This window comes from Peribacillus alkalitolerans, from assembly GCF_010882125.1.
Lineage (GTDB): Bacteria > Bacillota > Bacilli > Bacillales > DSM-1321 > Bacillus_BN > Bacillus_BN alkalitolerans.
Genome location: NZ_JAAGVZ010000001.1, coordinates 15,182 through 41,134, shown reverse-complemented (window position 1 = coordinate 41,134; position 25,953 = coordinate 15,182). Strand labels below are relative to the sequence as shown.

The following is a 25,953-nucleotide window of genomic DNA, read 5'->3' as shown; positions in this document are numbered from 1 at the left end:
AGGATAGCTAAGCAGATTTTATAACTGCTCAGCTATCCTTTTTCTATTTCCCATTATACTGGGTTACATTTTCCACATATGAAAGGTCTGTTTTATTTATTAAAAGGTTCCTGTGAATCCCGATCTGGATCATCATGGGGTGGATGGGCACCTTCCATTTGACGTGGCAAGTCTTCATGGAGTGTTTTGTTCTCAAAGTTAAAGGCACTATGATACCTTTGTCCCTCTTTCCACGGTGTGCTTTTATTTTGCACAGGCACATCCTTTCCACGAGGAGAGCCGTATGGACCCTCAGGCATTGTTTCAGGAAATAAGTAATTTCTTTGGGCTTCTACATTGGTAAAGTCATGATAATTTTCTTTTTCTTCTGTCATAGTAGCCTCCGGAAAATAAATTAGTGGTATGTTCACTAGTATTTCCCGCTATGTCTTCATTATCCTTAGATGATTTCGGATAAAAATGAGATCAATTCATTTGCATCTTCCTCAGACATTCTAAAAGCATATTCAATATATCCTTCTTCCTCCAGGTCATCTGGACCTATGATTGCAAAAACATTGCTTTGTAAATCTAATACAAGCTGTTTACCGTAAAATCGCGAAGAAGAGGTAATGGCTAAATCAAACCGCTTGTTTGTTCCTACAAAGCTTACAAATCGAGTTTTTGTTTGTTCTAAATCATTGTATAAATAAATGCGTTCTTCCATTTGGTGAATTCCTTTCGAATTTGAAGTCCTTTATTTGTATACGTTTATTCTCTTAATTTTAACAGACAGGTGTTTTTTCGTCATGTGCTTAAGACAGAATAGCCGCTATCGTAATATATTCCTAGAGGAATTTCGACAATGTCGAAAAGTCTGCCAATTCTTCCTAGTAATATGATAGAATAGTCATACAAACTGTTTCGGACATATTGGCGACTTGGAAGGAATGAGCATAATGACATCTATAAACCACTTTAAAAGGAATAGTTGGATTAACTGGATGAAAATATTTCTTCCGCAAAAAAAACTTCGATATTATCCACCACAATTTATAATAAGGAATCCTATTGTATCAAGCGTCAAGGATGCTTTTTCTAGTGGGTACGAAGTCGCTGTCATAGTATTTAATATACAAAATCTAAAAGAATTAATAGAAAAGATAGGTAATTCTGGTATTCGTAATTATACATATCATCTTAAAAATGAGTTTCTGCAGGCAATAAAACTTATCATTAATGAGGACGATATCCTAATCCTTCATGACTACCAGAGCGAAGGATTAACATTAATGCTTAAAATAGATCCTCAAAAGCAAAGACTGGATGAAATCGATAGTAAGTCCCAAAAGGTCATTGAAATCTTGGAAGCTTCCATGAAAAGGCCATGCCCACAAGTAACCGCTGTATTTAATACAGGCTATATGTTCATTGAAAAAAGGTACTATAGTATTGAAGAATCGATTAGCATTGCTCATGAACAAGCTGTGGCTATGGCTGAAAAGAAAATTCAAACTCAATTCAATCATATGCTCTACACGATGAGTCAAATTATCAATTCTAAAGATATAAGACTTTTGGCTCAGCCTATTTTTAATGTTGCCACAAGAGAAATAAAGGCATATGAAGTATTAACAAGAGGACCGGCTAATACAGACCTAGAAAATCCATTGCGCCTGTTTGCAGTAGCCAGACAAACAGGGATGCTATATGAGTTGGAACTGATTGTATTAGAGAAGACCTTACAGCAAATTATGTTAAATGGCTCTGAACAGAACGTATTTATCAACTTTACACCTGTCACTGTAGGACATGCCCATTTTGTAAAGGACTTTAAACGAGCTTTAAATCAATATCCAGATGTACATCCTTCCCAAATTGTCATAGAAATTACAGAAAGAGACTCCATTGAGGGAATTCACCTATTAATGGGAAATATTAAGCAGCTTAGAGCAATTGGATTGAGGTTTGCAGTGGATGATACAGGTGCAGGATATGCAAGTCTCCATACAATCAATGAGATAATGCCAGACATCATTAAAATCGACCGTAGTGTAATCAATAATATTGATAATAACTCAGTAAAGGAATCCATGCTTAAAGGATTGCTCCTAATTGCAAAGGAAACAGGATCCCTCGTTGTTGCTGAAGGAATTGAAAGCGAAAAGGAAGCTATGGTATTATCAAAAAATAATGTTGATTTAGCACAAGGTTATTTTTATGCTCGACCAGCCAAAATCGACGAAAAGGTAAAAATATCATCGTAGATATGGAAAGGGTGTAAGGGCATGTATTTTGTCGACCGACAAAAAATTGAAAATACGCTAAAGTTTCTTGAGGCAAAAATCGAAACCTATTTAAGAGGGGAAGATTGGCAATCCCAGTTGGGCACACTTGCATTGGAACGCATTGTACATATGATGATTGATTCAGTTCTTGATGTTGGTAATCTTATGATTGATGGCTTCATTATGAGAGACCCTGGAAGCTATGAGGATATTGTGGATATCCTTTTGGATGAGAAAGTCATTGATTCCGAATTGGCTGCCTCTTTTAAAGCGTTCATTCCTTTACGGAAGAAATTGGTGCAGGATTACACAGAAGTAGATCGTGAAGAGCTTTTACAAGCCGTCCAATCACATGTTAGCTCTTTTCAAAAATACTCTGAAGCAATTCGAACCTATTTGAATAATGAATTGGGACCGGTTTCCGCTTTTAAAGCTGAATGAGTCTCTTGGAAAATCTGCAAGCTAAAAACACTTGCAGATTTTTTTTACTTTAGGCTCAGTTGAACGGGGATGTTAATTTCCGTTTCAGTCACTCGTTTTCCGCGGGACGGGCGGTGAGCCTCTGCGCACTGCGCCTGGGGGGTCTCACCTGTCCCGCTGATTCCGCAGGAGTCGAGCGCCTTCCACTCCAATCAACTATAAGTTTTAACAGAGCTTTCCTTTAAAATGGAATAGCGGAAGAAAGACATCGTTGTACATCGAATGATATTGCTTGTCCTAGGTTTCACCATTAAACATGGCAAGCTTTTTGTGCTAAAGTATTGGTTATGGATTGATAAGGAGAGATTTTTGATGAAACAGTATAAAGGATATTTAATTGATTTAGATGGAACCATGTATAGAGGTACTGAAAAGATTGAAGAAGCAGCTCAGTTTGTTCACGATTTGAGAAAACAAGGACTGCCTTATTTATTCGTGACGAATAATTCCTCTCGAACCCCAGGACAGGTTGCGGAAAAATTATGTTCTTTTGATATCCCGACAGAAGAAAATCAAGTTTTTACAACTAGTCAAGCTACTGCTAATTACATTTATCAGCAAAAGCAAGATGCTACGGTCTATGTTGTAGGTGAGGAAGGAATTATTACAGCCCTTGAAGAAAAGGGATTTACTCTTGTCGATGAAAAGCCGGAGTTTGTCGTGATGGGCATTGACAGAGGAATTAATTATGAGAAGCTTGCAAAAGCATGCTTAGGGGTAAGAAACGGAGCTACGTTTATTTCTACAAACGGTGACATTGCCATTCCTACAGAACGTGGGTTATTACCTGGAAATGGATCATTAACATCCGTCGTAGCTGTTTCTACACAAACCAAGCCTATTTTTATTGGAAAGCCTGAATCAGTCATTATGGAACAGGCATTAAAGGTATTGGGTACAAAAAAAGAAGAAACACTCATGGTTGGGGACAATTATGATACAGATATTTTGGCTGGAATGAATGCGGGAATGGATACTCTTTTAGTACATACTGGCGTGACAACCGTAGAATTGTTGAAGGGATATAAACAACAACCTACTTATGTAGTTCATTCTTTGTCAGATTGGAAGTTTTAAGAGAAACATGAAGGAGGGTGAATGAATGATCACCCTCCATTTTATTAGGTTAAGAAAATCCTTTATAAAGCTAAATCAGTGTCTATCTTGGACGCTAGTCGGATTAGCGAGGCGCTTCCTCTTTTCTTATTACTCCACATTATTGACTCGATGTGCAAGTCTGCTTGATGCTGCAGCTGCAATCGCCCCTACGATGTCATCTAGGAAAGTATGACATTTACCGGTGCTCTTATCATTTAAATCCTTTAAAATACCTGGTTTTTGTTTATCGATATAGCCGTAGTTCGTAAAGCCGATGGAACCATACACGTTTACGATGGAAAAGGCTAAGATTTCATCCACTCCATATAACCCTTCATCGATTTCGACGATGGATTGAAGAGGTTCCTCTAATAGTTTCTTTTCTGCAAGCATATCTAACTGGATTCCCGTTAATATCGCATTTTGAACTTCACGTTTTGATAATACACGTTCAACATTGTGAATACAGTCTTCCATCTTTAATTCCTTATGGTATTTACTTTGTAAATACATCACTAAATCGGCAATATCCTGAATCGTTACACCTCTCTCATGCAACCACTTTCGTGCCGTCTGTTCTGAAAGATTTACTGGTTTATCTGCCATTTACATCACCTTTTAAGTGTATTTTAAGAAACATCTTTCAATAGGAAAAATATAGACCTTTTCTATTGTTTATTAAAATAATCCACGAAACATTCCATGATTTCATTTATGCTAGAAAACGTGCAAATAAAATTAACAAGTACATATATATGAGTTATAGTGTCCTTTTTTAGCAAACCTACACTTTGACTGGAAGGACTAGGGGGGAAGAATATGCTTCAAGAAGCCATTTTTAATCAATATGGAATTGTGCTTGAGAGAAGGGAGTCTTCTGATCGTTATCAAAGCTTTCGCTCAGGTGAAGTCCTTTATACGGTCATTCCATTAAGCACTATCGATGAAGAAGAATTGTCCGAACGTCTTAAATTATCACAGTTTATGCTTAAGCAAGGAGATAGCTACGTTTCTGAGTTTATCCTATCAAACCAAGGGTCCTATATTTCCGCTGAAGGTGAAAATCTATTTCTGCTTCTAGGAAACCGAAGTCTCATAGAATCACGGCCAGTTAAACTTGGAAGGAAGCTTGCGAAGTTCCATCATCGCGGAAGGACTTTTGCTGAACCAATCAAGAAATGCAATCGAATAGGTAACTGGAAGGAAATGTGGGAGAAGAGGCTCGATCAACTTGAAAATGTGTGGAGAGATAAACTTCATTCCCATCCTACCAATGAATTTGAAAAGAACTTCGTGGATTCTTTCCCCTATTATATGTCTTTAGGTGAAAATGCGATTCAATATTTAGTCGACACAGAAATTGATCAAGAAACAACCGGAATGGATGCTGGAACAGTGTGTCATGAAAGGTTTCATAATGAACTTTGGACAGGAAGCTATTGTGTTAAAAATCCATTTGATTGGGTATTCGATCATGGTGCACGTGATATTGCAGAATGGTCCAGGCAGCATTATTTTTCGAACGTACACACGTATCAGCCAGGACTGAACCAATTCAGTACCGATTATCGATCATTAGGAGAACTATCTGCATTTTCATGGAGCCTGACCTATGCAAGACTTCTGTTTCCTGTACACTATTTTGAGGCTGTTGAGGAATATTATTTGAATGTATCTGAAACTAGAAAGAACTCATTAGAGGAACACCTCAATCAAATTCTGGTTCAATCACATTATTATGAAGATTTCTTAAAACGATATTTTGAAATTTCGCAGGTGCCTGTAAATAAATTAAAAATCGCTAAAGTCGATTGGCTTTAGCATAATCTGCAAATGTACGTTTTGACTTTCCGCTATGATATCATGAAAATAGAACTACATTGGTATTTAAGCTGGAAGGAGTCAAACCATTGGAAAACCCATATATTTTTATTACTAGAAAATTATCAGAGCATATCATTAGACCCTTGAGAGAAAAGTTTCAAGTTGAGATGTGGATGGAAGAAGACCAACCCGTGCCAAGGGATATTTTAATGAATGAGGCAAAAAGAGCGGACGCATTGATCACCATGCTTTCCGATAAAATTGATGAAGAACTACTGAATGTATCACAATCTTTAAAGGTTGTGGCTAATTTGGCAGTAGGGTTTGATAATATTGATATAAAGGCAGCTTCTGATAAAGGCATCGTTGTCTGTAACACACCAGATGTATTGACTGATACAACGGCTGATTTAACCTTTGCATTGCTTATGGCGACCGCACGGAGAATCTCTGAAGCAGTGGATCTCGTGAAAAGTGGAGGATGGAAAAGCTGGAGTCCCTTACTAATGGCTGGCCATGATGTACATCACAAAACGATTGGCATTGTGGGAATGGGGTCGATTGGCGAGGCAGTAGCAAAAAGGGCAAAAGGATTTGACATGGAGATTTTATACTATAATCGCAATAGGAAACTTCGTGCAGAAGAACAATTGGGTGCGAAGTACTGTGAATTCCAGGATTTAATTGAAACCTCAGATTTTATTGTATGCTTAACTCCTTTAACGGAAGAAACATTTCACTTGTTTGACCTGAAGGCATTTCAAAGTATGAAAAGAACAGCAATTTTCATCAATGCTGCTAGGGGTCCCGTCGTTAAAGAAGGAGATTTATATGAAGCACTAATTGACAAGGAAATCGCAGCTGCAGGACTAGACGTATTCGAGGTGGAACCTATAGGGGCAGACCATCCTCTCTTATGTATGGACAATGTAGTAGCACTTCCCCATATCGGTAGCTCCAGTACGGAAACTAGGGAGACCATGATGAAACTATGCGCTGAGAATGTTGAGCGTGTATTAACTGGAAAAGAGCCTCGTACAAAAGTGACTTCAAGTTAATCATACGATTAATTGAAAAAGTGAGATTGAAAAGGATGGCAAGATCCTCTTAAAAAGAGGTATCTTGCCATCCTTTTTTGTACGATTTGAATAGATCTTTATAAACCTAGCATAACCCCACACAAATAAAGGGTTTAAATCATCGAATTTTTTGGAAAAAAAAATTTTCCTTTCTCCCCCTAAGAGTAAGCGTTTACATAGGATTGTAAATTTTTTTGACTATTGTAATAATGAGATAACGAGAATATAATGTCTACTATAGAAAAACAAATGTATTTTCAGAACGAACACTTGAGGGGGAAATAAAGGATGGAAGCAATTTCAATCGGTTTATTAGGATTAGGTACAGTCGGATCTGGTGTAGTGAAAATCATTGAGAACCACCAAGATAAACTAATGCACCAAATTGGCTGTCCTGTACATATCAAAAAGGTATTGGTAAAAGATTTAACTAAAGAGAGATTAGCTTTTGTCGAGCCTTCAAAGCTTACGCTTGACCCTAATGAGATTCTCGAAGACTCAGGGATTGATGTCATCATTGAGGTTATGGGGGGAGTTGAACATACGAAGGAGTATTTATTAAAAGCAGTCCGTAATCGCAAGCATGTGGTAACAGCGAATAAGGATTTAATGGCCTTGTATGGTCCTCAATTATTAGCGGAAGCGACTGCCAACGATTGCGACTTATTCTATGAGGCAAGCGTAGCGGGTGGGATTCCGATTTTACGTAGTCTTGTAGATGGACTTGCATCAGATCGAATCACAAAGATGATGGGAATCGTGAATGGGACGACTAACTTTATCCTGACAAAAATGAGCAAATATGGAAGTGCTTATGAAGAGGTATTAAAAGAAGCACAAGAGCTAGGTTATGCAGAGAGTGACCCTTCTGCTGACGTTGAGGGACTTGATGCAGCTAGGAAAATGGCGATTCTAGCTACATTAGGCTTTTCCATGAACATTGATTTGGATGATGTTAAAGTAAAGGGGATTACTGAAATCTCAGAAGAGGATCTGGATTATAGCAAAAAATTAGGCTACACGATGAAGTTAATCGGAATCGCCTCACGTTTAGGTGAAAAAGTGGAAGTGAGCGTTCAGCCCACTTTGTTATCAGAAACTCACCCGCTTGCATCGGTCAACGATGAATACAATGCTGTCTATGTATATGGGGAAGCGGTAGGAGAAACGATGTTTTATGGGCCAGGGGCTGGAAGCCTTCCCACAGCAACAGCGGTTGTCTCAGACTTAGTTGGGGTTATGAAGAATATGAGACTTGGTGTAAATGGCAGAAGTGCGGTGGCGCCTCAATACGAAAAGAATTTAAAATGCCCTTCGGAAATTTATTCAAAGTATTTTGTTAGATTGCATGTGAAAGATGAAATAGGAGTGTTTGCAAACATTACAACCATCTTTTCAGAATATGGTGTCAGTTACGAAAAAATCTTGCAGCTCCCTTTAAAAGAGCAAGGAATGGCAGAACTTGTACTCGTTACACACCTTGCCTCCCAACAGAATTTTGAAGAAATCCTACAAAAGCTTCAAGACTATGAAAAAGTCATAGTAATTAAAAGTACATATCGGGTAGAAGGAGTGGGAGGTTTATGAGTTGGCAAGGCTTAATCCGTGAGTATCGAGATTATTTGCCCGTCACAGAAAAGACACCTTCTCTCTCCTTATTGGAGGGCAATACACCCTTAGTCAAATGCGAGAAGCTGTCTAAGGAGTGGGGAGTAGAGTTATATGTTAAATATGAAGGGGCAGATCCTACAGGGTCCTTCAAAGACCGAGGTATGGTCATGGCTGTTGCTAAGGCAATTGAGGAGGGGAGTGACTCTATCATTTGTGCCTCTACAGGCAATACATCAGCTGCTGCTGCTGCTTATGCTGCGAGGGCTGGCCTACGCTGTGTCATTGTTATTCCTAATGGGAAAGTGGCAATGGGTAAACTTGCTCAAGCTGTTATGTATGGTGCCGAAATTGTATCCATTGACGGGAATTTTGATCAAGCCTTGCAACTTGTAAGAGGTATCAGTGATAAATCCCAGATTTCCTTAGTGAACTCTGTAAACCCTTATCGGATCGAAGGACAAAAAACAGCCGCTTTTGAAATTTGTGATGTATTAGGAAATGCTCCTGACATATTGGCTATTCCTGTCGGGAATGCAGGGAACATTACGGCGTATTGGAAGGGATTCAAGGAATACAATGAAGTGAAGAAAAAGGGTCTCCCTGAAATGAGAGGTTTTGAAGCTGCTGGTTCAGCCGCTATTGTCCATAACAGGGTTTTTGAAAATCCTGAGACGATTGCAACCGCAATCCGGATTGGAAATCCTGCTAGCTGGAGCTTCGCAGTCGATGCTGTCAATGAATCCAATGGAAAAGTGGATGAGGTTTCCGACGAAGAGATATTAGAGGCATATCAACTGTTAGCACGAAAGGAAGGAATCTTTGCAGAACCCGCTTCATGTGCTTCTATAGCTGGTGTTTGGAAGCAATTACAGACTGGGGAAATCTCAAAAGGTAGCAGGATTGTAGCGGTCTTAACAGGGAACGGTTTGAAGGATCCGAATGTGGCTGTTGAATATAGTCATATAAAGCCAACACTTCTCCCAATGGATGAAAAAGTGATTTTCAATCATTTGCAAGGCGTTGCATTACGATGAACGATGGAAAGATGTTTAGTATCCATGTACCAGCAAGCACTGCTAATTTGGGGCCAGGTTTCGATTCCATTGGTCTAGCATTGAACCTATACTTATCAGTTGACGTTTATGAGAGTGAGCATTATCAGGTAATCCCTATGACAGAGGATCTTGAGGAATTTCCACGAGATGATCAGAACTATATTTTTTTAGTCGCAAAAAAAATCTCAAGTAAATTTGGTAAGACACTCCCTGCTTGTACATTGAAAGTATCTAATGAAATCCCATTGACTAGGGGACTAGGGAGTAGTGCCTCTGCCATAGTAGCTGGAGTGGAACTAGCAGATGTTTTATGCGGATTAGGATTAACTAAGGAAGAAAAAGCTCATTTGGCCTCGGACATGGAGGGGCATCCAGACAACGCAGGTGCTTCTGTATTAGGAGGATTGGTAGTTGGTGTTCAACTGAACGAAGAAACCAACCTAATGGCTCTTCCATTAGACGGAGTGGACATTGTTGCTCTTATTCCGAAGTATGAACTATTAACAACCCATTCGAGAGCAGTGCTCCCTTCAGTGTTTTCATATGATGAAGGGGTTAAGGCAAGTGCAATCGCCAATACATTTCTGGCCGCCTTGTTAACGAAGAATTATACTTTGGCAGGGAAGATGATGAGTGAAGACCGTTTTCACCAGCCTTATAGAAGAATGTTAGTACCACATTTGGGAGTGGCAGAAAAAGTGGCTCTAGAAGCTGGGGCTTTTGGAGTTGCACTAAGTGGGGCTGGACCTACTATAGTGGCGTTCTGCGGAATAGGGGAGGCTGATGCGGTATTTCATGCTTTGCAAGCCCAATTTCCTGAAGATCGTGTGATGAAACTCCAAGTTGATCACGATGGTAGTGTAACCATACCAATCGCAAAAATAATAAAAAGCTAAAGCCCGAATGAACGGCTTTAGCCTTTTTATTATATCGTCATTCTTCAATTAGAATACTTGTTCAACTTCAACTACGCCAGGTACTTCTTCAAGAAGAGCGCGCTCAATACCAGCTTTTAAAGTGATTGTAGAGCTCGGACAGCTTCCGCATGCGCCTAGAAGACGAAGCTTAACGATGCCATCTTCCACGTCTACTAATTCACAATCCCCTCCGTCACGAAGCAAGAACGGACGAAGCTTATCAAGTACTTCTTGTACTTGTTCTACCATTGTTTGTTCAGACATTTAAATCGCTCCTTTCCTAATATTATTATAATCACTCCCATCTGAAAAATCCACAAACAAAATTGAGATTCGTTATAGACTTCAGTACAATATAGGGTAGGAGAAACTTAAACCAAGGGGAGCGAAGAGTAATGGTCAATGAACAATTAGAAATCGAAGTCTATGGAACAGAAGTAGTTTGCCCAAGCTGTGTAAACTTACCTTCTTCCATAGAGACATATGAATGGCTCCAAGCTGCATTGTCTAGAAAGTTTCCTGAGCAGCCTTTTTCAATCAGTTACATCGATATACATAAAGAGCAACAACATCCTGGTAAAGCAGAATTCGCAAAGCGGGTCATTGAAGAAGATCTGTTTTATCCAGTAGTGGTCATTAACGGAAAAATAGTGGGGGAAGGAAATCCAAAACTAAAAACCGTCGCTGCGGAAATGGAGAAGTACGGATATAAAGCATAAACATTGAGAGGGATGAACCTATTGAACTTGGGTCATTCCTCTTTTATTTTGGAAACTCATTTTTACTGTCGAAAAGTGGAGGGTGCAGGGAATCCGGGAGTGAGTGAAGGGTAAATGATTAAAGTGAACAATATAATTATCCAGTGCTGGATAATTGGATAAAGAAGTGGATAACGAATACCAAGTGAAGGATATTTTAAGGGTTTTCGTGAAAAGTGAAGGGTATCCAGGAGTAAGTGCACGATATCCAAGGGTAAGTGGTGGATAAAATGTGGGTAACTAGATAGAGGATGTTGCGCGAGCTGCAAACTGAAGGAAAAACCGGGACCTGTAGTGGATAAGTGCCTCAGGAAGTGGATAAAAGACTTTTTCCGTGGATAAAACTCGGATATTAAGAAAATGTGAAGGATAAATTTTCAAAAGTGAAGGGTATCCAGGTGTAAGTGTACGATATCCGAGGTTAAGTGGTGGATAAAATGGGGGTAACTAGATAGAGGATGTTGTGGGAGCTGCAAACTGAAGGAAAAACCGGGACCTGTAGTGGATAAGAGCCTCAGAAAGTGGATAAAAGACTTTTTTCGTGGATAAATCCGCTAGTCCTTAAGATAAAAGGCGAGGGAACAATCCCCCGCCCATTGAATCAACCATTATGATATTTATACATCCAAAGAATACCAGATTTTAGTAAGCGGGCTACGCGTCCAGTAATAGCTCGATCATTAACTAATCCAAATCCTTGTTTTTTCCCTAGTGATCCTAACACACCTTTTAGCTTAATGGCAGGAAAGCTATCTGGAAGTGGTTCTCCAGCCCATTTCTTTAACAAGACAGTGACAATTTGTTCTGCTTGTCCTTCCGCTAATTGTGCACTTGGTGCATGAGGGAGACTTGCGCAATCTCCTACCACGAAAACGTTATCCTTATTAGGTAGGAAATGTTGTGGAGTTAGAACCACGCGGCCTTGTGAATCCTTTTCAACATCCATATCACGTACGATCTTGGACGGTTGAATACCTGCTGTCCATACAATTGCGTCACATGGGACAGGTTCTCCATGGTTATACAGAAGATTTTCCTCGACAGCTGTAATGTTTGAGTGGTTAATGACTTCCACACCGTTTTTATGGAACCATTCTTCAATATAGGAGCTTAATTTTGGAGAGAATGAAGAAAGAATATGCTCTCCTCTATCAAAGATTTTGATTTTTAAGTCAGGTCTGCTTTCACAAAGTTCACTTGCCAATTCGACTCCACTGAGCCCTGCCCCTACTATGGCAACGTTTGCACCCTGGCCTAAATTGTTCAAAGCCTGGTAAGTCCTACGGGATTTATCGATGGTCTGGATACTGTATGTATAAACGTCAGCACCAGGTACATTATGATACTTATCTTCACATCCAAGACCTATAACTAAGTCATCATATTCGACAGGCTCATTGTCTTTTAGATATACTTTATTTTCATTCATCCCAATTGACTCAACTTCGCCGGAAACATACTTTAGTCTAGGGTGTTCAGGGAAAGCTACACGGATGTGATTGTCAGGGATTGTTCCAGCAGCCAATGCATAGTATTCCGTTTTTAAACTGTGATACGGATTTCGATCGATCAATGTGATCGTAACATCTTCAGGTAACTGATTCGGTAGCAGGCGATGAAGAATTCTCATTCCTCCATAACCACCACCTAAAAGCACTAAGTTTTTCATGTGAAAGTCCCCTTTAGTGAAATATATCAAGCTGCTCGCAATTTAAAATATAAAAGTAATGATAAATTCGTAGTTTATAAATAATAAATCGAGACCGAATACAGTAGTAACTTATATCAAAATAAGACATGTTACTTTACAAATTCCCTTAAAAAGTATATCGAACTTGTACCAAAATCACAACACCTTAATGGAAATGTTGGGGTAGGGATATTGCAGAATGGACTATAAAAATATCCCTTTTTGGTACTATTCCCGCTTACTATCTAAATGAACACAAATTTGACGAAAAAAGAGAAAAAAGATAGCATGTTTTATGAGTGAAAGGTAACCAAAGAGGTGAACGATTGTGATTAACCCAATGATTGAATTTTGTATTAGCAATTTAGCCAATGGAGCTCAACGCGCATTTGAAATATTGGAAAGAGATCCAGATTTAGACGTCCTAGAATATGGCTGTTTAGGCTATTGTGGGAAATGTGCAATTGGATTATTTGCAATGGTTAACGGAGAAATTGTGACAGGTGACACTCCTGAGGAATTAGTCGAAAACATTTATGTATTTTTGGATGAAAATCCAATGTTTTAATATAGAAAACGAGGGTGACCCATGACTATGGGTCACCCTTCGTTATAGTTGCTAATTTGCTTTCTTTTGTGATTCTCTAATATCATGCCATCTTTCTCTAGCCATTTCTACAAGTGTTGTTTCAACGGATCGGTTTTGTCTCTCTATTACCATTGAGAAGAATTTTACCGCCTTTTCTATATCCTCAACTCTTCTGGATAATTCTCCTAACAAATATAAAATTCGGACCTCGGATACTTGAGTGCCTTTAAAATCATCTCTCGAATAAGATTCATTATAGTTTGCGATAGCCACTTTTAAAAATCGGCATTCTTGATCTTTATTTTTAAGCAGTCGGTACAACCACGCGATTCTTAAATATAGACCCGCAACCACAATGTACTTTTCTTTTTTCAATCCAGCGCAATATGCGGCAAGTTTATAGGTTTTTATGCTCTCATCTATAGTTCTAATCCCACTAAAGTCTTGTGGTACCCATTGAGTGCAAATTTTTGATGCAATTTCTTCTTTTGTCCCGGGTGGGAAGTATTTTGAAAAATCATCTGAATATGAAAATCCACACTTAGGGCAGACGTAAATATTATATAGGAGCCCATTTATTTCCTCTTCTTTATAACTAGGGCAAAAGTCTGTGTCATAAGAATCCACTTTTACGAATTTTGACCTTATTTTTTTAGAAGTGAATTTATGTCGACACATATGACAATCGAGATTTCGATTAAATAATGGTTCAAGCGTTTCCATTAAGCATCACCCTTTTGATGTGACTAAATTACTAATGTATTGATGGTATAAAGTACCTATGAATTTATTATAGCGTAAATGATATTACTAAAGAACTACTAATTTATATTAGGTTTCCAACATAAAGATGCTGTTAATTTGAGCAATGGAAAAACTATGGTATATACTAATATGAAAAGGAAGATTTTTTGTGAGGGAGGGGTAAAAGGATGAACGAAGTCATTATTTTAAAAGAAGCAGCTGCATTGCAAATTAAAGAAATGATGATTGCTAACGGTGAAGAAGGTTCATATATAAGAGTTGCTATTAAAGGTGGCGGTTGTAGCGGTCTTTCCTATGGGATGGGATTTGACCAAGAACAAGGGGCTGATGACCTTGTATTTGAACAACATGGGGTAAAGATTCTGGTTGAAAAAGAAAACGTAGGAATTTTGAAGGGAACGGTTATTGATTATAAACAATCCATGCTAGGTGGAGGGTTTACGATCGAAAATCCAAACGCCATTGCGACTTGTGGATGTGGATCTTCTTTCAGAACCGCTGCAAATGCAGGAAAGCCCGAAGAGTGTTAAGAATGATAAAAAAGAGCCATTCCATGGGAGAATTTCCTCACCTTGAATTGGCTCTTTTTATAAAGATACGAAAGCATTACTTTTGAAGTTAGAGCAGTGTCTAGCTACGACGCACAGGACGTGGTAGTGCCGACATCGCCACAGGACATGGCGATGTCGCTTTTCTATGAAAACATAGAGGTGCTATGTAATGGCTGTACCTTCGCTTTTGGATCAATGTATGACTTTGCATTATTGACCGCTGTAGGTGCTTCCCCAAAACCACAAGCAATCAGTTTAACTTTTCCTTCATATGTACAGATGTCACCAGCCGCATAGATTCCAGGGACATTGGTTTCCATTTTTGAATTGACGACTATTGAATTTTTTTCAATTTCAAAGCCCCATTCTTTAATCGGGCCTAATGATGATACAAATCCGAAGTTCACGATGACCGAATCAACATCGATCGTTTCTTTATTTTCACCATTTACATCCTCAAGGACGACTTGTGAAATTTTTTCTCCATCACCAATCAATTCAGTTGGGACATATGGTGTTTTAATGATAACTTTAGAATTTTTCAGGTTATCTACACTATGTTCATGTGCTCTGAATTTATCACGGCGGTGAACAATGGTTACTTCTTTTGCAATTGGTTCAAGCATTAGGGCCCAATCCACTGCGGAGTCTCCCCCACCACATACGATTACTTTTTGACCTGCAAATTGATTTAAATCATCAATGAAATAGTGAAGGTTTTTCCCTTCATACTGAGCGGCAGATTCTAGCTCAATTCGGCGAGGTTGGAATGCTCCGTTTCCAGCAGTGATGATAACGGTACGGGAATAGTGAGTAGCTTTATTGGTCGTTAGTTTGAATACCCCATCATCTTGCTTTTCCAACTTTTCAACTGCTTCCTCTAAAGCAACTGTAGGACTGAATTTTGCCATTTGCTCTTTTAAATTATTTACGAGTTCTTGTGCACGTACTTTTGGGAACCCTGCAACATCATAAATATATTTTTCTGGATAAAGGGCAGATAACTGTCCACCAAGTTGTGGTAAGCTTTCAATTATCTTTACAGAAGCTTGCCTCATACCACCATAGAATGCGGTAAATAATCCAGTTGGACCCCCACCGATAATTGTAATGTCATAAATTTTTTGATCTTCTCTCACACCATATCCCCCCAATAAATAAATGGACACTCTAATTAATACTATCATAAAAGAAGTTAGAATTATTCGAAAACGATTCAAAAAATAACTATTGTTGAAAAAAATTGCGGAATTAGACAAATATTATGACCTATTTAATTTTATCTTTCATATAGAATAATGAAGTATTTATTTAGAAGAATGTAAAGACTACATTTATAGGTAGATAGGATTATTTTTGTAATATTCACAATAGTAAAACCTGCTTTTCTTACTTGAAATACAGTAAAAAAGCATATAATATTTATAGAGGATAAATATTTTATGACAATTTTCGAACATTTTTTTGGATTGTTTAGTGAATAATATCACAAATTATTATGTTCCGTTTTGGCATAAGGTTATATGCGGTGAGAATTGGATTTTAGAGCATCGCTAGAAAATTACTTAAAAAGGTGGAAGTGATACACTTGAGAAAGCCGAAAATTGTAATTCTTGGCGCTGGTTATGGCGGCTTATTGACTACTGTACGTTTGCAAAAATCTTTAGGTGTGAGTGAAGCGGATATTGTTCTGGTTAACAAAAACCCTTATCACTACGAAACAACTTGGCTACATGAGGCATCAGCAGGAACAATGCACCATGACCGTGTACGCTATGATATCAAGGACGTTATCGATCGTCATAAGGTTGATTTCATCCAAGATTCTGTTGTTGAAGTAAAAACTGAACAAAAGGTTGTCGTTTTAGAGAATGGCGAAGTATCATATGACTACTTAGTACTTGCCCTAGGCGGAGAACCAGAAACTTTCGGAATCCAAGGCTTAAAGGAATATGCATTCTCTATTACAAACATCAACTCAGCACGCCAAATCCGTGAGCATATCGAATACCAGTTTGCCCAATACGGAACAGATGTAGAGAAAAAAGAAGAGCGTTTAACAATCGTTGTAGGTGGGGCTGGTTTTACCGGTATCGAGTTTCTAGGTGAACTTGGTAACCGTATGCCTGAGCTATGTAAGGATTATGATATTGATTTCCATAAAGTAAAAATCATTTGTGTAGAAGCTGCTCCAATGGTTCTACCTGGATTTGATCCAGAATTAGTAAAATACGCAGTTTCTCACCTAGAGAAAAAAGGTGTTGAATTCCGCATCGGAACAGCTATTAAAGAATGTACTCCGAACGGAATCATCGTGGCTAAAGGCGAGAATGAAGTAGAAGAAATCAAAGCTGGAACGGTAGTTTGGGCAGCTGGTGTAAGAGGTAACTCTGTAATCGAAAAATCAGGCATTGAGGCTATGCGTGGACGCGTTAAAGTTAACCCTGATCTACGTGTACCAGGACATGATGATATGTTCATTATTGGTGATTGCTCTCTTATCATCAATGAAGAGATTAACCGACCATATCCACCAACAGCTCAAATCGCAATGCAACAAGCTGAGTTAACAGCAAAAAACCTTACTGCACTTGTTCGCAACTCTGAAGAAGGACTAGGTACATTCACACCTGACATTAAAGGTACTGTATGTTCCCTAGGTGAAGACGATGCAATTGGAACGGTATTTGGTAAAAAGCTTGTAGGTACTAAAGCTTCCTTCATGAAAAAAATGATTGATAACCGTGCATTATATATGATTGGCGGTCCATCATTAGTAGTGAAAAAAGGTAAATTTAACATTTTATAATACACGGATACCCTGTCCAATTTTGGACAGGGTATTTTTTTCTCATTTCTTTGTCTTTTGTCATAAGGCTCGCCAATCAGCGAGTTTTTCTAATAGAATAAAGAAAAGACCTAATAAGGGAGTAAAATTCGATGAGTGAAAAACGCAAGAACGTTTGGCTGGCTGTGGCAGGACTAGTCATTACAGATGATGGAAAGTGGTTGGTTGTTAAGAAGAAATACAGTGGTCTAAAAGGGATGTGGTCTTTGCCAGCAGGATTCGTAAATGCAAATGAAACGGTAGATGAAGCAGTTAAAAGAGAGGTATTTGAAGAAACAGGTATTGAGGCAGAGAATATTGGGCTGGTAGGTATGAGGAGCGGGGTAATCCGAGGAGAAATCAGTGACAATATGTTAATTTTTCTTATGAAACCATTACATAAAAACATTATGGTTCAAGAAAGGGAGCTTTTTGATGTCGCCTTTCTAACTCCAGAAGAATTGATGAAAAGTGAAAACCATTCCATTATGCTGGATCATTTAATTAACTTTAAATCGGAAAAAGCAATGGAAACATTAGATGGGATCAATCCGGGGAATCACTTTGGATATACGGCATATAAATTATTTTTATAATTTTCAGTAAATTTAAGAAAACAAAAGAAAAAGGAAGAGAAAACAAGTTGTATGCGTTTACATGAGTGGTTTTTCTCCAAAAATGGATGTTTGCAAAGAAGAAAATATCTGATATATTATCAGAAAATTCAATTAAATTCTTTGGAGGGTGATGACCATGACAACAGCAAAACCAACAACGTGTAATTATTGTTCAGGGAAGGGATATTTCCAATTATTATTAGGTGGTTCTGAAACGTGCGCTTACTGTGGAGGTAGTGGAAAAAAAGTAGAAAAGTAGAGTTACAATTAAACTCCTAAATAGGAGTTTTTTTTGTGTTTAATCCTCGCAGGAACAATCTGCCTTTTAGATTGTTCCGAGGGCGCTTGCGCTTTTCTGATTAATTTTGTCGTTTTGGTGTATTATATTGGGTCTTTATTGACGAGCATTGTAACAATCAGTAAACTAGTATTGATGCTTCTAGGGAGGGGCCAAATACAATGCAAATGTCGATACCTATACTTATTATATCTGTAGTATTATTCTTGATTTTATTTTTTGGAATTGGTTTCCTATTGAACATGTTATTTCGTCAATCATGGATCATGGTCATCCTTTATCCTTTAATCGCAATCTATATTGTTAATGACATGAAACTTATTAAGTATTTCAATTCACCAACAGAAGCCTTTACTGGAATTCCAGGTAAAATCGCCTCGTTAGCAGCGGCAGATATCATCATTTTAGTAAGTGGTTTAGTTGGGGCGATCCTTTCTGGTGTTACGATTCGTTTGCTCCGTAAAATGGGTTATAGAATGTTCTAATTCCTTACTTTTTAAAAAAAGCCTTCAACGATGTTGAAGGTTTTTTTGATTGGATTTTTTATCCAATTATTCTATTAGGTAATTTCTTACAATCTCTCTTTTTTTATGCAATTTGAATATTTTCTTATTTTTTGGGAAAGAAATATTCTTGTGAGAGGAGTGAAGAAACAACCTATATGAAAAAAATAAAGATAGGTATTAAAAAGCTCGTGTTTTCTATTTTATTTGTGTTAGCGATTCAGTCCACGTATTTGCAGATTTCAGGTGTGGAAGCAAGGATGATTCCCTTCGATTCCTATTTAAGCTTTAGTGATGAAGGGATACAGTCTCATAGTGGCAGGCAGGTAGCATTAGGTTATAAATATGTAAAACATATATCCGCAATGAAGACGGAGATTTCCTCACAAGAAGTGGTAATAAGACCGAAAACTTTGGAAGATACCATAGATTTCAGCCAATACCCTACAGCGACAGTCACTGCTACTGGGTATACGGCAGGAGTTGAATCTACTGGAAAAAGTCCTAATCATCCATCCTATGGAATTACATACTCTGGAGTAAAGGTGAAAAGAGATTTATATTCCACGATCGCAGCGGATTTACGAATATACCCAATTGGTACCATACTTTTCATTCCAGGATACGGATATGGAGTAGTGGCAGATAAAGGTGGAGCAATTAAAGGAAATGAACTGGACTTATATTTTGAAACTGTCCAGGAGGTATACGCTGAATGGGGAAAGAAGCAACTGGATGTCTATGTCGTACAGATGGGCAGTGGCAGTCTTTCAGAGCAAGAATTGTCTGCACTTAACGAAAATGAAGAATTGCAAGTGTTTAGACAACAGTATTTAGGTAAATCAAAAGAATAGTGCCATAAAAATAGGATGACTCGTGATTGATTTGCTCAATCTAAAAGTCATCCTTTTGTATTACTTATAGTATTGCTTTATATTCTTTGGGGTGGAGAATGCCAGCAAGTTTTTTAAGACCTTCTAACAGTCTGGGAGAAGGCCTACAATATAATGGCTCTTCAAGGACAAAGATATTATCGTCTTTGATGGCCTTCATTTCACTCCAACCTGGACGTTCCTTTACTTTTTTCGGTTGTATCCTTTTTAATGGAACGCCCACCCATGCTAAGCAAATATAATCAGGATTGAGGTTTAAAACATCTTCTGGAGTGGTCTGGACACTTGCTAGTTCAACATCCTCAAAAATATTTCTCCCGCCTGCTAGTTCACTAATCTCCGTAAGCCAATTAACTTTTCCAGGAGTAAAGATTGGGTTTGGCCACCATTCCCAATAAAGGGTAGGTTTATGCTCAATTTGTTTTGATATCTTGGCATACTTTTCAACGGTCTGCAAGTATTCATTTGCCTTCTTTATCGCTAAATCCTCGTCTCCAATCGCTTTTCCAACAGTGAGTATATCGTCTGCGATATCCTGAAGGCTTTGGGGATTTAAGACGAGATGAGGAATACCTCTAGCAACTAATTCTTCCACATTTTTCTCCATACCCGGAACACTGAGAGATGCCAGCACAAGATCTGGTTCCAAAGCTTCTACTTCATCCATCCTAATGGACAGATCAGGGCCCACCTTGGGCAAGTGTTGGATATGGGGGGGATAATCAGAGTAATCATCAATTGCGATGAGTGTATTTTCAATTCCTAAATAAGTACAAATCTCAGTATTGCTAGGGCATAATGAAATGATTTTCATAAAAACTTCCTCCTATACTCCATAGATGAATACATGCAAAAGTAAGGCAATGAAGATTCCTGTTAATCCACCGAAGAACACTTCAATCGGTTTATGTCCAAGCAATTCTTTCAATTTAATTTGTTTTTGCCTTTCCCCATTTTCTTCCCACTTTTTAGCTTCTTTCAAAAAGGTGTTGAAATCACTGACCAATCTGTTCAAGACCACTGCCTGCTCACCAGCCTGCCTTCTTACCCCAGTTGCATCAAACATGGTGATGATGGCGAAAATAGCGGAGACTGCAAATACAGCAGAATCTGCGCCTGTTTCAAGTGCAACTCCAGTTGCAAGTGCAGTAACAGCTGCAGAATGAGAGCTTGGCATTCCACCTGTGCTTGTCAGTAAAGTCCAGTCTAATCTTTTTAAGGCTATGTATTGGATAGGAACTTTAACAAATTGAGCGAAAAAGATGGCAATCAGTGAAGCGATAAAAGGGAAATTTGTTAATAAATCCATTGGATCACCCTCTTCATTTGAATGTAGTATATAACCATTATGTCATAAACTGTGTTATAAAAATCTCTTATTTCTGTAAATTTTCGAGTATAGATTGTATTCTAATATTCGAGATACCATATGTTTAAACAAAATTAGGTCAATTTAAACGTTTCTTTAGGTAGTCGAAATTTATCATCGTCATGAACCCTCTAGTCAGATATAATGAGGTTAGAATTATTTTGGAGGTGCTATTATGTTTTCAGTGAAAAATGAATGGACAGCTCAGGAGCAGCATGAATGTTTACTAATCGGGGTTAAACAGAACGTTTCTCTTGAGAATGGAATCATCTATGAAGTGAATCAAGCTTTACAAGGACAAGTAGCGAATATTTTAAAGGATGGAGACATCTCCACAAAGAAAAAAGCGATTTCTAGCATACATACACTAGGTCAATCAGGAACAAAGCGAGTGGTCTTCGTTGGTCTTGGTAAAGCCAAAGATTTGACGTTTGAAGAATTGAAAGAAGCTTTTGGAAAGGCTTTTTCTTATGCGGACAAGTCAAAGTATCAAACCGTAACTGTTGATTTAGACTCTTTTACGGGTGAACAAGTAGAAGCTGCTGACGCTGCATATGCTTTAAGTGAAGCTTTTGCCTTATCAACTTATAAATTTGATGGGTACAAACAAAAATCGAATGAGCCAGAAAAGAAAGTAGAAGCAATCACGGTCGTTACATCTACCGACATTGATGAAGTCTCTGCCTCATTAACAGTAGGATATGTGTATGGTAAAGGAACAAATTCTGCACGTTCATTAGTCAATATTCCAGGAAATATGCTTACTGCAACTGAAATGGCTAACTACGCAGTCGAACTTGCAGAAAAATATGGTTTTGAAGCTGAAATTCTTGAAAAGGAAGATATGGAGAAACTAGGTATGGGCGCTTTCCTTGCCGTCAACCAAGGATCTGTAGAACCGCCTAAGATGATTGTGTTGAAATACCAAGGTAAAGAAGAATGGAAAGACGTTATTGGATTAGTAGGTAAAGGTATCACTTTTGATACTGGCGGATATTCTATCAAGCCTAAAGATGGAATAGTAGGCATGAAAACTGATATGGGTGGTGCAGCTGCGGTACTGGGTGCGATGGAAATCATTGGTGAATTAAAGCCAGACCAAAACGTTGTAGCTGTCATTCCTTCCACTGATAACATGATTAGTGGAGCTGCATTCAAGCCAGATGATGTCATTACGGCTATGAATGGAAAAACTATTGAAGTCCTAAATACGGATGCAGAAGGCCGACTTGTATTGGCAGATGCTGTCACGTACGCGAAACACCATGGAGCAGATTATTTAGTCGATGTAGCTACTCTTACAGGTGGTGTAATCATTGCGCTAGGAACAGAAATCACAGGTGTATTAACGAATAATGAAAGCTTGTTCGAACAAGTGTTAGAAGCTTCCGTAGAAGCAGGCGAGCCGATGTGGCGACTTCCGCTTACTGAAAAGGATAAACAACGTGTACGTAATAGTAAAATTGCCGACCTAAACAATTCTCCAGGTAGAGAAGGGCATGCTATCATGGGAGGCGCGTTTATCGGAGAGTTTGCTGAAGGCACGCCTTGGGTACATTTAGACATCGCAGGCACTGCAACAACAAATAAAACAAGTGATTTAGGTCCATCGGGAGCAACCGGTGTTATGACAAGGACATTAGCGCTGTTTGTTGAACGTTTCGAAAATTAATTAAATTTAGTTCTCACTTAAAAGGCAAATCTTAAAGTCTATTAGGACTTTTATGGTTTGAGTTGATTGGCACGCTTCTCGCTACAATCAACAGTCTGGTTTAACTAAGCACCCAAAATTAATAAAAGTATTACACCTCATGCTTCTTGCATGGGGTTTTTTGTATATTAAGACTATTGAACCATTACAGTGCCCACGCATTTTTCTAGGTTTATGCATATCCAAATAATGTAAAAAATATAAAAAAATATATAAACAGGAGGATTATGAATGAATAGGCTAATAAGGTCAGCCTTCTGTTTTAAGGATGAGGACATAATTTCATTTAGAAAAATATTACTTTAAGATGATTAAAGGATATTCAATCAAAATGTCTAATACCTATAAAACAAATAGGAAAAACAATTAAGTTTTTAAAATAAGAATTATAGGGTAATAAATACAAAGGTTGCTCATTATAAGATAGCTGACTTTTTATTCACCCCAACCCTTCTGCCTACGTATGATTGAAAGTATAATATAAAAAATCAGGATAGATGATCGTAAAACAAGTGGGTTTTATCAATGTGTATAAGTTGAGGAATTAGAGAAAAGAGGTGTGAACGATGGAAATAGAAAGCTTCATTCGATGGTTAACCGACTTTGGTTATATGGGATTGTTCCTTTATCTTTGGGTAGGTATATTTGCTTTTCCGATTCCGAATGAAATTCTGATCATTTCTATCTCTATTGCTGCCTCGAACGGGATGATGCATCCTATTTGGACCTTTATCACAGCTTACTTTGGAATCGTAGGGGCTTTAACGACTGCGTATTTATTAGGTAGAGTATTTGGTCGTAAAATACTGATGTTTTTAATAAAAAAACCAAAGTTCAAGCGGATGTATCACCGATCTAATCGGCTATTAAAGCGTTATCACGCATTTTCCTTGTCCATTAGCTATTTTATCCCTGGCATTCGATTGCTTTTACCCTTTATTTTTGGATTCAGTAAACTTCCCTTTAAGAAGTTTGCGTTATATGCTTATAGTGGAGCAATGGTATGGCTTTGCACCTATTATATAACTGCTTATTTCATAGGGGATGAAATAAAGGGTCTATTTAAATATGAAAAAGGTGCTACTGCATTTTTTGTGGGAACAATCGTTATATATGTTTCCGTTAAATTGGTGAAATACTGGAGGCTTCCACGTACCGAATTAGGTAAGCAAAAATAAAAAGGGGGAAAATTATATGGATTTAAGGAACACTATGATTAGTGCCTTAGGCATGGAGATTGTTGAGTTATCTGAGGGGAAGGTTATTGCTACGATGCCAGTAGACGAAAGAACTAGGCAGCCCTTTGGATTATTGCATGGAGGTGCTTCTGTTGCGCTTGCAGAAACGGTGGCAAGTATAGGTGCCTATCATCTTGTTGATCAAGAGACCCAAGCGGTAGTAGGCTTAGAGATTAATGCTAATCATATAAAAGGGAAAAGGGATGGAGTGGTAACTGCTATTGGAACAGTTGCCCATAAAGGTAAGTCAACCATGGTTTGGGATATAAGAATCGTAGACGAACAAGATCAACTTATCTGTATATCTCGTTGTACAATGGCAGTTATTCAATTACGAAAATAATTTATTACATAGCCTGTTTTCATAAATTGTTTTGCTAAGCTTATTGAACAGGTTTTTAAGTTGATTATTCAAGGACACTGGTTGATTGGAGCGGAAGGCGCTTGACTCCTGGGGGATTAGCGTTACAGGCGAGACCCCGCAGGAGCGGTAGCGACGAGGAGGCTCGGCGAACGCCCCCCGGAAAGCAAGCGGCTGGAGCGGAAATCAACCTTTTCGCCTACCATCAAAAATGACAAAAGGTATCGAGAGAGCGTACTCTCGATACCTTTTGTCGACAATTTGAGCAGTGCCAAAATTTATTGGCACTGCTTTTTTATTTTTTATTACAGTACTAGAGAAACAAACCCTTTGAGTGGGTCAAATCATTGATGATCTTTGTCATGGAGTCTTTCGCTGTTTTTCAAATCGTCCTGAACAGATTTTTCCCATAGTGGGACTCCTGTATTATAAGCGGCACGGCTAATTAAATGGCCAGCTACAGGAGAGGTGATGAAAATGAATAGAATCCCAAGAAGAACACGAGAATTAAAATGTCCATGTTCGATATAAAAATAGAGGAATGTACCTAATAGGATGGACATAACCCCAAGAGTAGCGCTCTTGGAAGCTGCATGATTCCGTGTATAGACATCTGGTAACCTAATAATCCCAAAAGCAGTAACAAGGCTTAAAAAGGCACCAATCAATAACAAAACGCCTGCAATGATCTTACCGATTTCGATCATGTTCGATAATCTCTCCTTTCTCAAGGAATTTTGAGAAAGCCACCGTGCCAATAAAGGCAAGAATGCCTAATAATAGAATGACTTCTAAGAAGGCACTTGTATTTAATAAGATGGAGACTAGCGCAATAATTGCAATGAGGTTAATTCCTATTGCATCCAGAGCGACTACCCGATCAGGAATAGATGGCCCTTTAATAACGCGATAAATTAAGCCGAGCATCGAGATTGAGATGCAAAATAGAGAAATCATCAATATGGTCTCAAACACTATCGGCTCACCTCCAAGATTGCTTTCTCAAATGATGTTTTGATGGATTGAATAGAATCTTGTACATCTTGAATATCCATTGCATGAATATATAGGATTTTGTTGTCATACGATACATCCACTACTAAAGTTCCCGGAGTCAATGTTATTAAATTTGCAAGAATCGTAATTTCCCAATCCTGGGTTAGCACGGTTGGTAATGCGAAAATACCTGGTTTAATATCGAGTTTCGGTTTTAATATTACTTTCAGGACTGAGAAATTGGATAAAATCAATTCTTTAATGAATATGAGAATAAGGATTATGACTGCCCATACTCTATATAGGTAAAATCTTGATCCAAAAAATCTCCTCATTCCATATATGATAAGCAGTCCTAATAAATATCCTACAATAAAGGTCTTCGTTTCATAGTTCGTTTTTAAAAACATCCATATAAACGCAAGAAAGAAATTCAACAAAATTTGAAATGCCATT

At 38.2% G+C, this 25,953-nt stretch carries 30 protein-coding genes and 1 pseudogene; 19 read left to right on the top strand and 12 right to left on the bottom strand.

From position 1 onward, the window contains the following. Nucleotides 1–92: 92 nt before the first annotated feature. Entirely contained in the window at nucleotides 93–374 is a 282-nt protein-coding gene (locus tag G3O09_RS00230) for a cytosolic protein (protein ID WP_163098888.1), read from the bottom strand. Between the two features lie 65 nt (nucleotides 375–439). After that, entirely contained in the window at nucleotides 440–706 is a 267-nt protein-coding gene (locus G3O09_RS00225; RefSeq protein WP_163098886.1) for a DUF3055 domain-containing protein, read from the bottom strand. A 232-nt stretch (nucleotides 707–938) separates the two neighbouring features. On the opposite strand from G3O09_RS00225, the gene G3O09_RS00220 reads away from it, so the two are divergent. The 3 genes from G3O09_RS00220 (at nucleotide 939) to G3O09_RS00210 (ending at nucleotide 3,824) form a co-directional block, all read left to right on the top strand. After that, on the top strand, nucleotides 939–2,246 hold the full coding sequence (locus G3O09_RS00220) for an EAL domain-containing protein (protein ID WP_163098884.1): 1,308 nt from the start codon (nucleotides 939–941) through the stop codon (nucleotides 2,244–2,246). A 21-nt stretch (nucleotides 2,247–2,267) separates the two neighbouring features. After that, a complete protein-coding gene (locus G3O09_RS00215) occupies nucleotides 2,268–2,708 on the top strand; it encodes a DUF86 domain-containing protein (protein ID WP_163098882.1) in 441 nt (146 codons plus the stop codon). Nucleotides 2,709–3,059: 351 nt separating this feature from the next. Beyond that, the gene (locus tag G3O09_RS00210) at nucleotides 3,060–3,824 is read left to right on the top strand and encodes a TIGR01457 family HAD-type hydrolase (RefSeq protein ID WP_163098881.1); all 765 of its coding nucleotides are present in this window, start codon (nucleotides 3,060–3,062) and stop codon (nucleotides 3,822–3,824) included. Between the two features lie 129 nt (nucleotides 3,825–3,953). On the opposite strand, the gene G3O09_RS00205 is transcribed toward G3O09_RS00210, so the two are convergent. Then, entirely contained in the window at nucleotides 3,954–4,451 is a 498-nt protein-coding gene (locus G3O09_RS00205) for a phosphatidylglycerophosphatase A family protein (RefSeq protein ID WP_163098879.1), read from the bottom strand. Nucleotides 4,452–4,664: 213 nt separating this feature from the next. Here G3O09_RS00205 and yutH point away from each other — a divergent pair, with 213 nt between their 5' ends. The 5 genes from yutH to thrB all read left to right on the top strand — a co-directional run bounded on the left by yutH (nucleotide 4,665) and on the right by thrB (nucleotide 10,310). Then, nucleotides 4,665–5,666, top strand: a complete 1,002-nt coding sequence (yutH, locus tag G3O09_RS00200) for a spore coat putative kinase YutH (RefSeq protein WP_163098877.1) — start codon at nucleotides 4,665–4,667, stop codon at nucleotides 5,664–5,666. Between the two features lie 89 nt (nucleotides 5,667–5,755). After that, the gene (locus G3O09_RS00195; RefSeq protein ID WP_163098875.1) at nucleotides 5,756–6,727 is read left to right on the top strand and encodes a 2-hydroxyacid dehydrogenase; all 972 of its coding nucleotides are present in this window, start codon (nucleotides 5,756–5,758) and stop codon (nucleotides 6,725–6,727) included. A 309-nt stretch (nucleotides 6,728–7,036) separates the two neighbouring features. Beyond that, nucleotides 7,037–8,335, top strand: coding sequence for a homoserine dehydrogenase (locus tag G3O09_RS00190; protein WP_163098873.1), 1,299 nt, complete (start codon nucleotides 7,037–7,039; stop codon nucleotides 8,333–8,335). Then, nucleotides 8,332–9,393 (top strand): threonine synthase, encoded by a 1,062-nt coding sequence (gene thrC / locus G3O09_RS00185; protein ID WP_163098871.1) that lies wholly within the window; start codon nucleotides 8,332–8,334, stop codon nucleotides 9,391–9,393. The genes G3O09_RS00190 and thrC overlap by 4 nt, the downstream gene beginning before the upstream one ends. Continuing rightward, on the top strand, nucleotides 9,390–10,310 hold the full coding sequence (gene thrB / locus G3O09_RS00180) for a homoserine kinase (protein WP_163098869.1): 921 nt from the start codon (nucleotides 9,390–9,392) through the stop codon (nucleotides 10,308–10,310). Before thrC ends, thrB begins: the two co-directional genes overlap by 4 nt. A 48-nt stretch (nucleotides 10,311–10,358) precedes the next feature. Here the strand turns inward: thrB and G3O09_RS00175 are convergent, their stop codons facing one another. Further along, entirely contained in the window at nucleotides 10,359–10,595 is a 237-nt protein-coding gene (locus tag G3O09_RS00175) for a NifU family protein (RefSeq protein WP_163098867.1), read from the bottom strand. 131 nt (nucleotides 10,596–10,726) lie between these two features. Here G3O09_RS00175 and G3O09_RS00170 point away from each other — a divergent pair, with 131 nt between their 5' ends. Continuing rightward, on the top strand, nucleotides 10,727–11,050 hold the full coding sequence (locus G3O09_RS00170) for a YuzD family protein (RefSeq protein ID WP_163098865.1): 324 nt from the start codon (nucleotides 10,727–10,729) through the stop codon (nucleotides 11,048–11,050). A 640-nt stretch (nucleotides 11,051–11,690) separates the two neighbouring features. Here the strand turns inward: G3O09_RS00170 and G3O09_RS00165 are convergent. Continuing rightward, on the bottom strand, nucleotides 11,691–12,758 hold the full coding sequence (locus tag G3O09_RS00165) for an NAD(P)/FAD-dependent oxidoreductase (protein ID WP_163098863.1): 1,068 nt from the start codon (nucleotides 12,756–12,758) through the stop codon (nucleotides 11,691–11,693). A 352-nt stretch (nucleotides 12,759–13,110) separates the two neighbouring features. Between G3O09_RS00165 and G3O09_RS00160 the strand changes: the two genes are divergently transcribed. Continuing rightward, complete coding sequence (locus G3O09_RS00160; protein WP_205439584.1) at nucleotides 13,111–13,347, top strand: YuzB family protein; 237 nt, start codon at nucleotides 13,111–13,113, stop codon at nucleotides 13,345–13,347. Nucleotides 13,348–13,398: 51 nt separating this feature from the next. Here G3O09_RS00160 and G3O09_RS00155 read toward each other — a convergent pair whose 3' ends face one another. Then, nucleotides 13,399–14,091 carry a DUF2225 domain-containing protein gene (locus tag G3O09_RS00155; RefSeq protein ID WP_163098859.1) on the bottom strand — a complete coding sequence of 231 codons (693 nt, stop codon included), beginning with the start codon at nucleotides 14,089–14,091 and terminating at the stop codon, nucleotides 13,399–13,401. Between the two features lie 209 nt (nucleotides 14,092–14,300). Here G3O09_RS00155 and G3O09_RS00150 point away from each other — a divergent pair, with 209 nt between their 5' ends. Then, nucleotides 14,301–14,663, top strand: coding sequence for a HesB/IscA family protein (locus G3O09_RS00150; RefSeq protein ID WP_163098857.1), 363 nt, complete (start codon nucleotides 14,301–14,303; stop codon nucleotides 14,661–14,663). Nucleotides 14,664–14,827: 164 nt separating this feature from the next. Here the strand turns inward: G3O09_RS00150 and G3O09_RS00145 are convergent, their stop codons facing one another. Further along, nucleotides 14,828–15,823, bottom strand: a complete 996-nt coding sequence (locus tag G3O09_RS00145; protein ID WP_163098855.1) for an NAD(P)/FAD-dependent oxidoreductase — start codon at nucleotides 15,821–15,823, stop codon at nucleotides 14,828–14,830. Between the two features lie 449 nt (nucleotides 15,824–16,272). On the opposite strand from G3O09_RS00145, the gene G3O09_RS00140 reads away from it, so the two are divergent. The 5 genes and pseudogenes from G3O09_RS00140 (at nucleotide 16,273) to G3O09_RS00120 (ending at nucleotide 19,783) form a co-directional block, all read left to right on the top strand. Further along, complete coding sequence (locus G3O09_RS00140) at nucleotides 16,273–17,493, top strand: NAD(P)/FAD-dependent oxidoreductase (RefSeq protein ID WP_163098853.1); 1,221 nt, start codon at nucleotides 16,273–16,275, stop codon at nucleotides 17,491–17,493. Nucleotides 17,494–17,624: 131 nt separating this feature from the next. After that, a pseudogene (locus G3O09_RS00135) lies at nucleotides 17,625–17,970 on the top strand (NUDIX domain-containing protein); the annotation flags it as partial. Between the two features lie 288 nt (nucleotides 17,971–18,258). Then, entirely contained in the window at nucleotides 18,259–18,387 is a 129-nt protein-coding gene (locus tag G3O09_RS00130; RefSeq protein WP_163098849.1) for a YuiA family protein, read from the top strand. Between the two features lie 200 nt (nucleotides 18,388–18,587). Further along, a complete protein-coding gene (locus G3O09_RS00125) occupies nucleotides 18,588–18,911 on the top strand; it encodes a YuiB family protein (RefSeq protein ID WP_163098847.1) in 324 nt (107 codons plus the stop codon). Nucleotides 18,912–19,087: 176 nt separating this feature from the next. Beyond that, nucleotides 19,088–19,783, top strand: a complete 696-nt coding sequence (locus G3O09_RS00120; protein WP_163098845.1) for a 3D domain-containing protein — start codon at nucleotides 19,088–19,090, stop codon at nucleotides 19,781–19,783. Nucleotides 19,784–19,847: 64 nt separating this feature from the next. On the opposite strand, the gene G3O09_RS00115 is transcribed toward G3O09_RS00120, so the two are convergent. Together G3O09_RS00115 and G3O09_RS00110 are read right to left on the bottom strand one after the other, a co-directional pair. Beyond that, on the bottom strand, nucleotides 19,848–20,636 hold the full coding sequence (locus tag G3O09_RS00115) for a cobalamin-binding protein (RefSeq protein WP_163098844.1): 789 nt from the start codon (nucleotides 20,634–20,636) through the stop codon (nucleotides 19,848–19,850). Between the two features lie 12 nt (nucleotides 20,637–20,648). Continuing rightward, complete coding sequence (locus G3O09_RS00110; protein ID WP_163098842.1) at nucleotides 20,649–21,131, bottom strand: divergent PAP2 family protein; 483 nt, start codon at nucleotides 21,129–21,131, stop codon at nucleotides 20,649–20,651. Nucleotides 21,132–21,366: 235 nt separating this feature from the next. On the opposite strand from G3O09_RS00110, the gene G3O09_RS00105 reads away from it, so the two are divergent. The 3 genes from G3O09_RS00105 (at nucleotide 21,367) to G3O09_RS00095 (ending at nucleotide 24,483) form a co-directional block, all read left to right on the top strand. After that, entirely contained in the window at nucleotides 21,367–22,863 is a 1,497-nt protein-coding gene (locus tag G3O09_RS00105) for a leucyl aminopeptidase (RefSeq protein ID WP_163098840.1), read from the top strand. 605 nt (nucleotides 22,864–23,468) lie between these two features. Next, a complete protein-coding gene (locus G3O09_RS00100) occupies nucleotides 23,469–24,080 on the top strand; it encodes a DedA family protein (protein WP_163098838.1) in 612 nt (203 codons plus the stop codon). A 16-nt stretch (nucleotides 24,081–24,096) separates the two neighbouring features. Next, entirely contained in the window at nucleotides 24,097–24,483 is a 387-nt protein-coding gene (locus G3O09_RS00095; RefSeq protein WP_163098836.1) for a hotdog fold thioesterase, read from the top strand. 362 nt (nucleotides 24,484–24,845) lie between these two features. On the opposite strand, the gene mnhG is transcribed toward G3O09_RS00095, so the two are convergent. Genes mnhG through G3O09_RS00080 form a run of 3 tightly spaced genes read right to left on the bottom strand, consistent with a single transcriptional unit; the run spans nucleotide 24,846 to nucleotide 25,952 of the window. Next, nucleotides 24,846–25,208 (bottom strand): monovalent cation/H(+) antiporter subunit G, encoded by a 363-nt coding sequence (mnhG, locus tag G3O09_RS00090; RefSeq protein ID WP_163098835.1) that lies wholly within the window; start codon nucleotides 25,206–25,208, stop codon nucleotides 24,846–24,848. Then, the gene (locus G3O09_RS00085; protein WP_163098833.1) at nucleotides 25,192–25,476 is read right to left on the bottom strand and encodes a Na(+)/H(+) antiporter subunit F1; all 285 of its coding nucleotides are present in this window, start codon (nucleotides 25,474–25,476) and stop codon (nucleotides 25,192–25,194) included. The genes mnhG and G3O09_RS00085 overlap by 17 nt, the downstream gene beginning before the upstream one ends. Then, entirely contained in the window at nucleotides 25,476–25,952 is a 477-nt protein-coding gene (locus G3O09_RS00080) for a Na+/H+ antiporter subunit E (RefSeq protein ID WP_163098831.1), read from the bottom strand. The genes G3O09_RS00085 and G3O09_RS00080 overlap by 1 nt, the downstream gene beginning before the upstream one ends. Between the last annotated feature and the right edge of the window lies 1 nt (nucleotide 25,953).

What these genes read in the sequence shown, in the direction of transcription:
- G3O09_RS00230 (WP_163098888.1), bottom strand. Translation starts at nt 374, where the DNA reads ATGACAGAAGAAAAAGAAAATTATCATGACTTTACCAATGTAGAAGCC.
- G3O09_RS00225 (WP_163098886.1), bottom strand. Translation starts at nt 706, where the DNA reads ATGGAAGAACGCATTTATTTATACAATGATTTAGAACAAACAAAAACT.
- G3O09_RS00220 (WP_163098884.1), top strand. Translation starts at nt 939, where the DNA reads ATGACATCTATAAACCACTTTAAAAGGAATAGTTGGATTAACTGGATG.
- G3O09_RS00215 (WP_163098882.1), top strand. Translation starts at nt 2,268, where the DNA reads ATGTATTTTGTCGACCGACAAAAAATTGAAAATACGCTAAAGTTTCTT.
- G3O09_RS00210 (WP_163098881.1), top strand. Translation starts at nt 3,060, where the DNA reads ATGAAACAGTATAAAGGATATTTAATTGATTTAGATGGAACCATGTAT.
- G3O09_RS00205 (WP_163098879.1), bottom strand. Translation starts at nt 4,451, where the DNA reads ATGGCAGATAAACCAGTAAATCTTTCAGAACAGACGGCACGAAAGTGG.
- yutH (WP_163098877.1), top strand. Translation starts at nt 4,665, where the DNA reads ATGCTTCAAGAAGCCATTTTTAATCAATATGGAATTGTGCTTGAGAGA.
- G3O09_RS00190 (WP_163098873.1), top strand. Translation starts at nt 7,037, where the DNA reads ATGGAAGCAATTTCAATCGGTTTATTAGGATTAGGTACAGTCGGATCT.
- thrC (WP_163098871.1), top strand. Translation starts at nt 8,332, where the DNA reads ATGAGTTGGCAAGGCTTAATCCGTGAGTATCGAGATTATTTGCCCGTC.
- thrB (WP_163098869.1), top strand. Translation starts at nt 9,390, where the DNA reads ATGAACGATGGAAAGATGTTTAGTATCCATGTACCAGCAAGCACTGCT.
- G3O09_RS00175 (WP_163098867.1), bottom strand. Translation starts at nt 10,595, where the DNA reads ATGTCTGAACAAACAATGGTAGAACAAGTACAAGAAGTACTTGATAAG.
- G3O09_RS00170 (WP_163098865.1), top strand. Translation starts at nt 10,727, where the DNA reads ATGGTCAATGAACAATTAGAAATCGAAGTCTATGGAACAGAAGTAGTT.
- G3O09_RS00165 (WP_163098863.1), bottom strand. Translation starts at nt 12,758, where the DNA reads ATGAAAAACTTAGTGCTTTTAGGTGGTGGTTATGGAGGAATGAGAATT.
- G3O09_RS00155 (WP_163098859.1), bottom strand. Translation starts at nt 14,091, where the DNA reads ATGGAAACGCTTGAACCATTATTTAATCGAAATCTCGATTGTCATATG.
- G3O09_RS00150 (WP_163098857.1), top strand. Translation starts at nt 14,301, where the DNA reads ATGAACGAAGTCATTATTTTAAAAGAAGCAGCTGCATTGCAAATTAAA.
- G3O09_RS00130 (WP_163098849.1), top strand. Translation starts at nt 18,259, where the DNA reads ATGACCATGACAACAGCAAAACCAACAACGTGTAATTATTGTTCAGGG.
- G3O09_RS00125 (WP_163098847.1), top strand. Translation starts at nt 18,588, where the DNA reads ATGCAAATGTCGATACCTATACTTATTATATCTGTAGTATTATTCTTG.
- G3O09_RS00120 (WP_163098845.1), top strand. Translation starts at nt 19,088, where the DNA reads ATGAAAAAAATAAAGATAGGTATTAAAAAGCTCGTGTTTTCTATTTTA.
- G3O09_RS00115 (WP_163098844.1), bottom strand. Translation starts at nt 20,636, where the DNA reads ATGAAAATCATTTCATTATGCCCTAGCAATACTGAGATTTGTACTTAT.
- G3O09_RS00110 (WP_163098842.1), bottom strand. Translation starts at nt 21,131, where the DNA reads ATGGATTTATTAACAAATTTCCCTTTTATCGCTTCACTGATTGCCATC.
- G3O09_RS00105 (WP_163098840.1), top strand. Translation starts at nt 21,367, where the DNA reads ATGTTTTCAGTGAAAAATGAATGGACAGCTCAGGAGCAGCATGAATGT.
- G3O09_RS00100 (WP_163098838.1), top strand. Translation starts at nt 23,469, where the DNA reads ATGGAAATAGAAAGCTTCATTCGATGGTTAACCGACTTTGGTTATATG.
- G3O09_RS00095 (WP_163098836.1), top strand. Translation starts at nt 24,097, where the DNA reads ATGGATTTAAGGAACACTATGATTAGTGCCTTAGGCATGGAGATTGTT.
- mnhG (WP_163098835.1), bottom strand. Translation starts at nt 25,208, where the DNA reads ATGATCGAAATCGGTAAGATCATTGCAGGCGTTTTGTTATTGATTGGT.
- G3O09_RS00080 (WP_163098831.1), bottom strand. Translation starts at nt 25,952, where the DNA reads ATGGCATTTCAAATTTTGTTGAATTTCTTTCTTGCGTTTATATGGATG.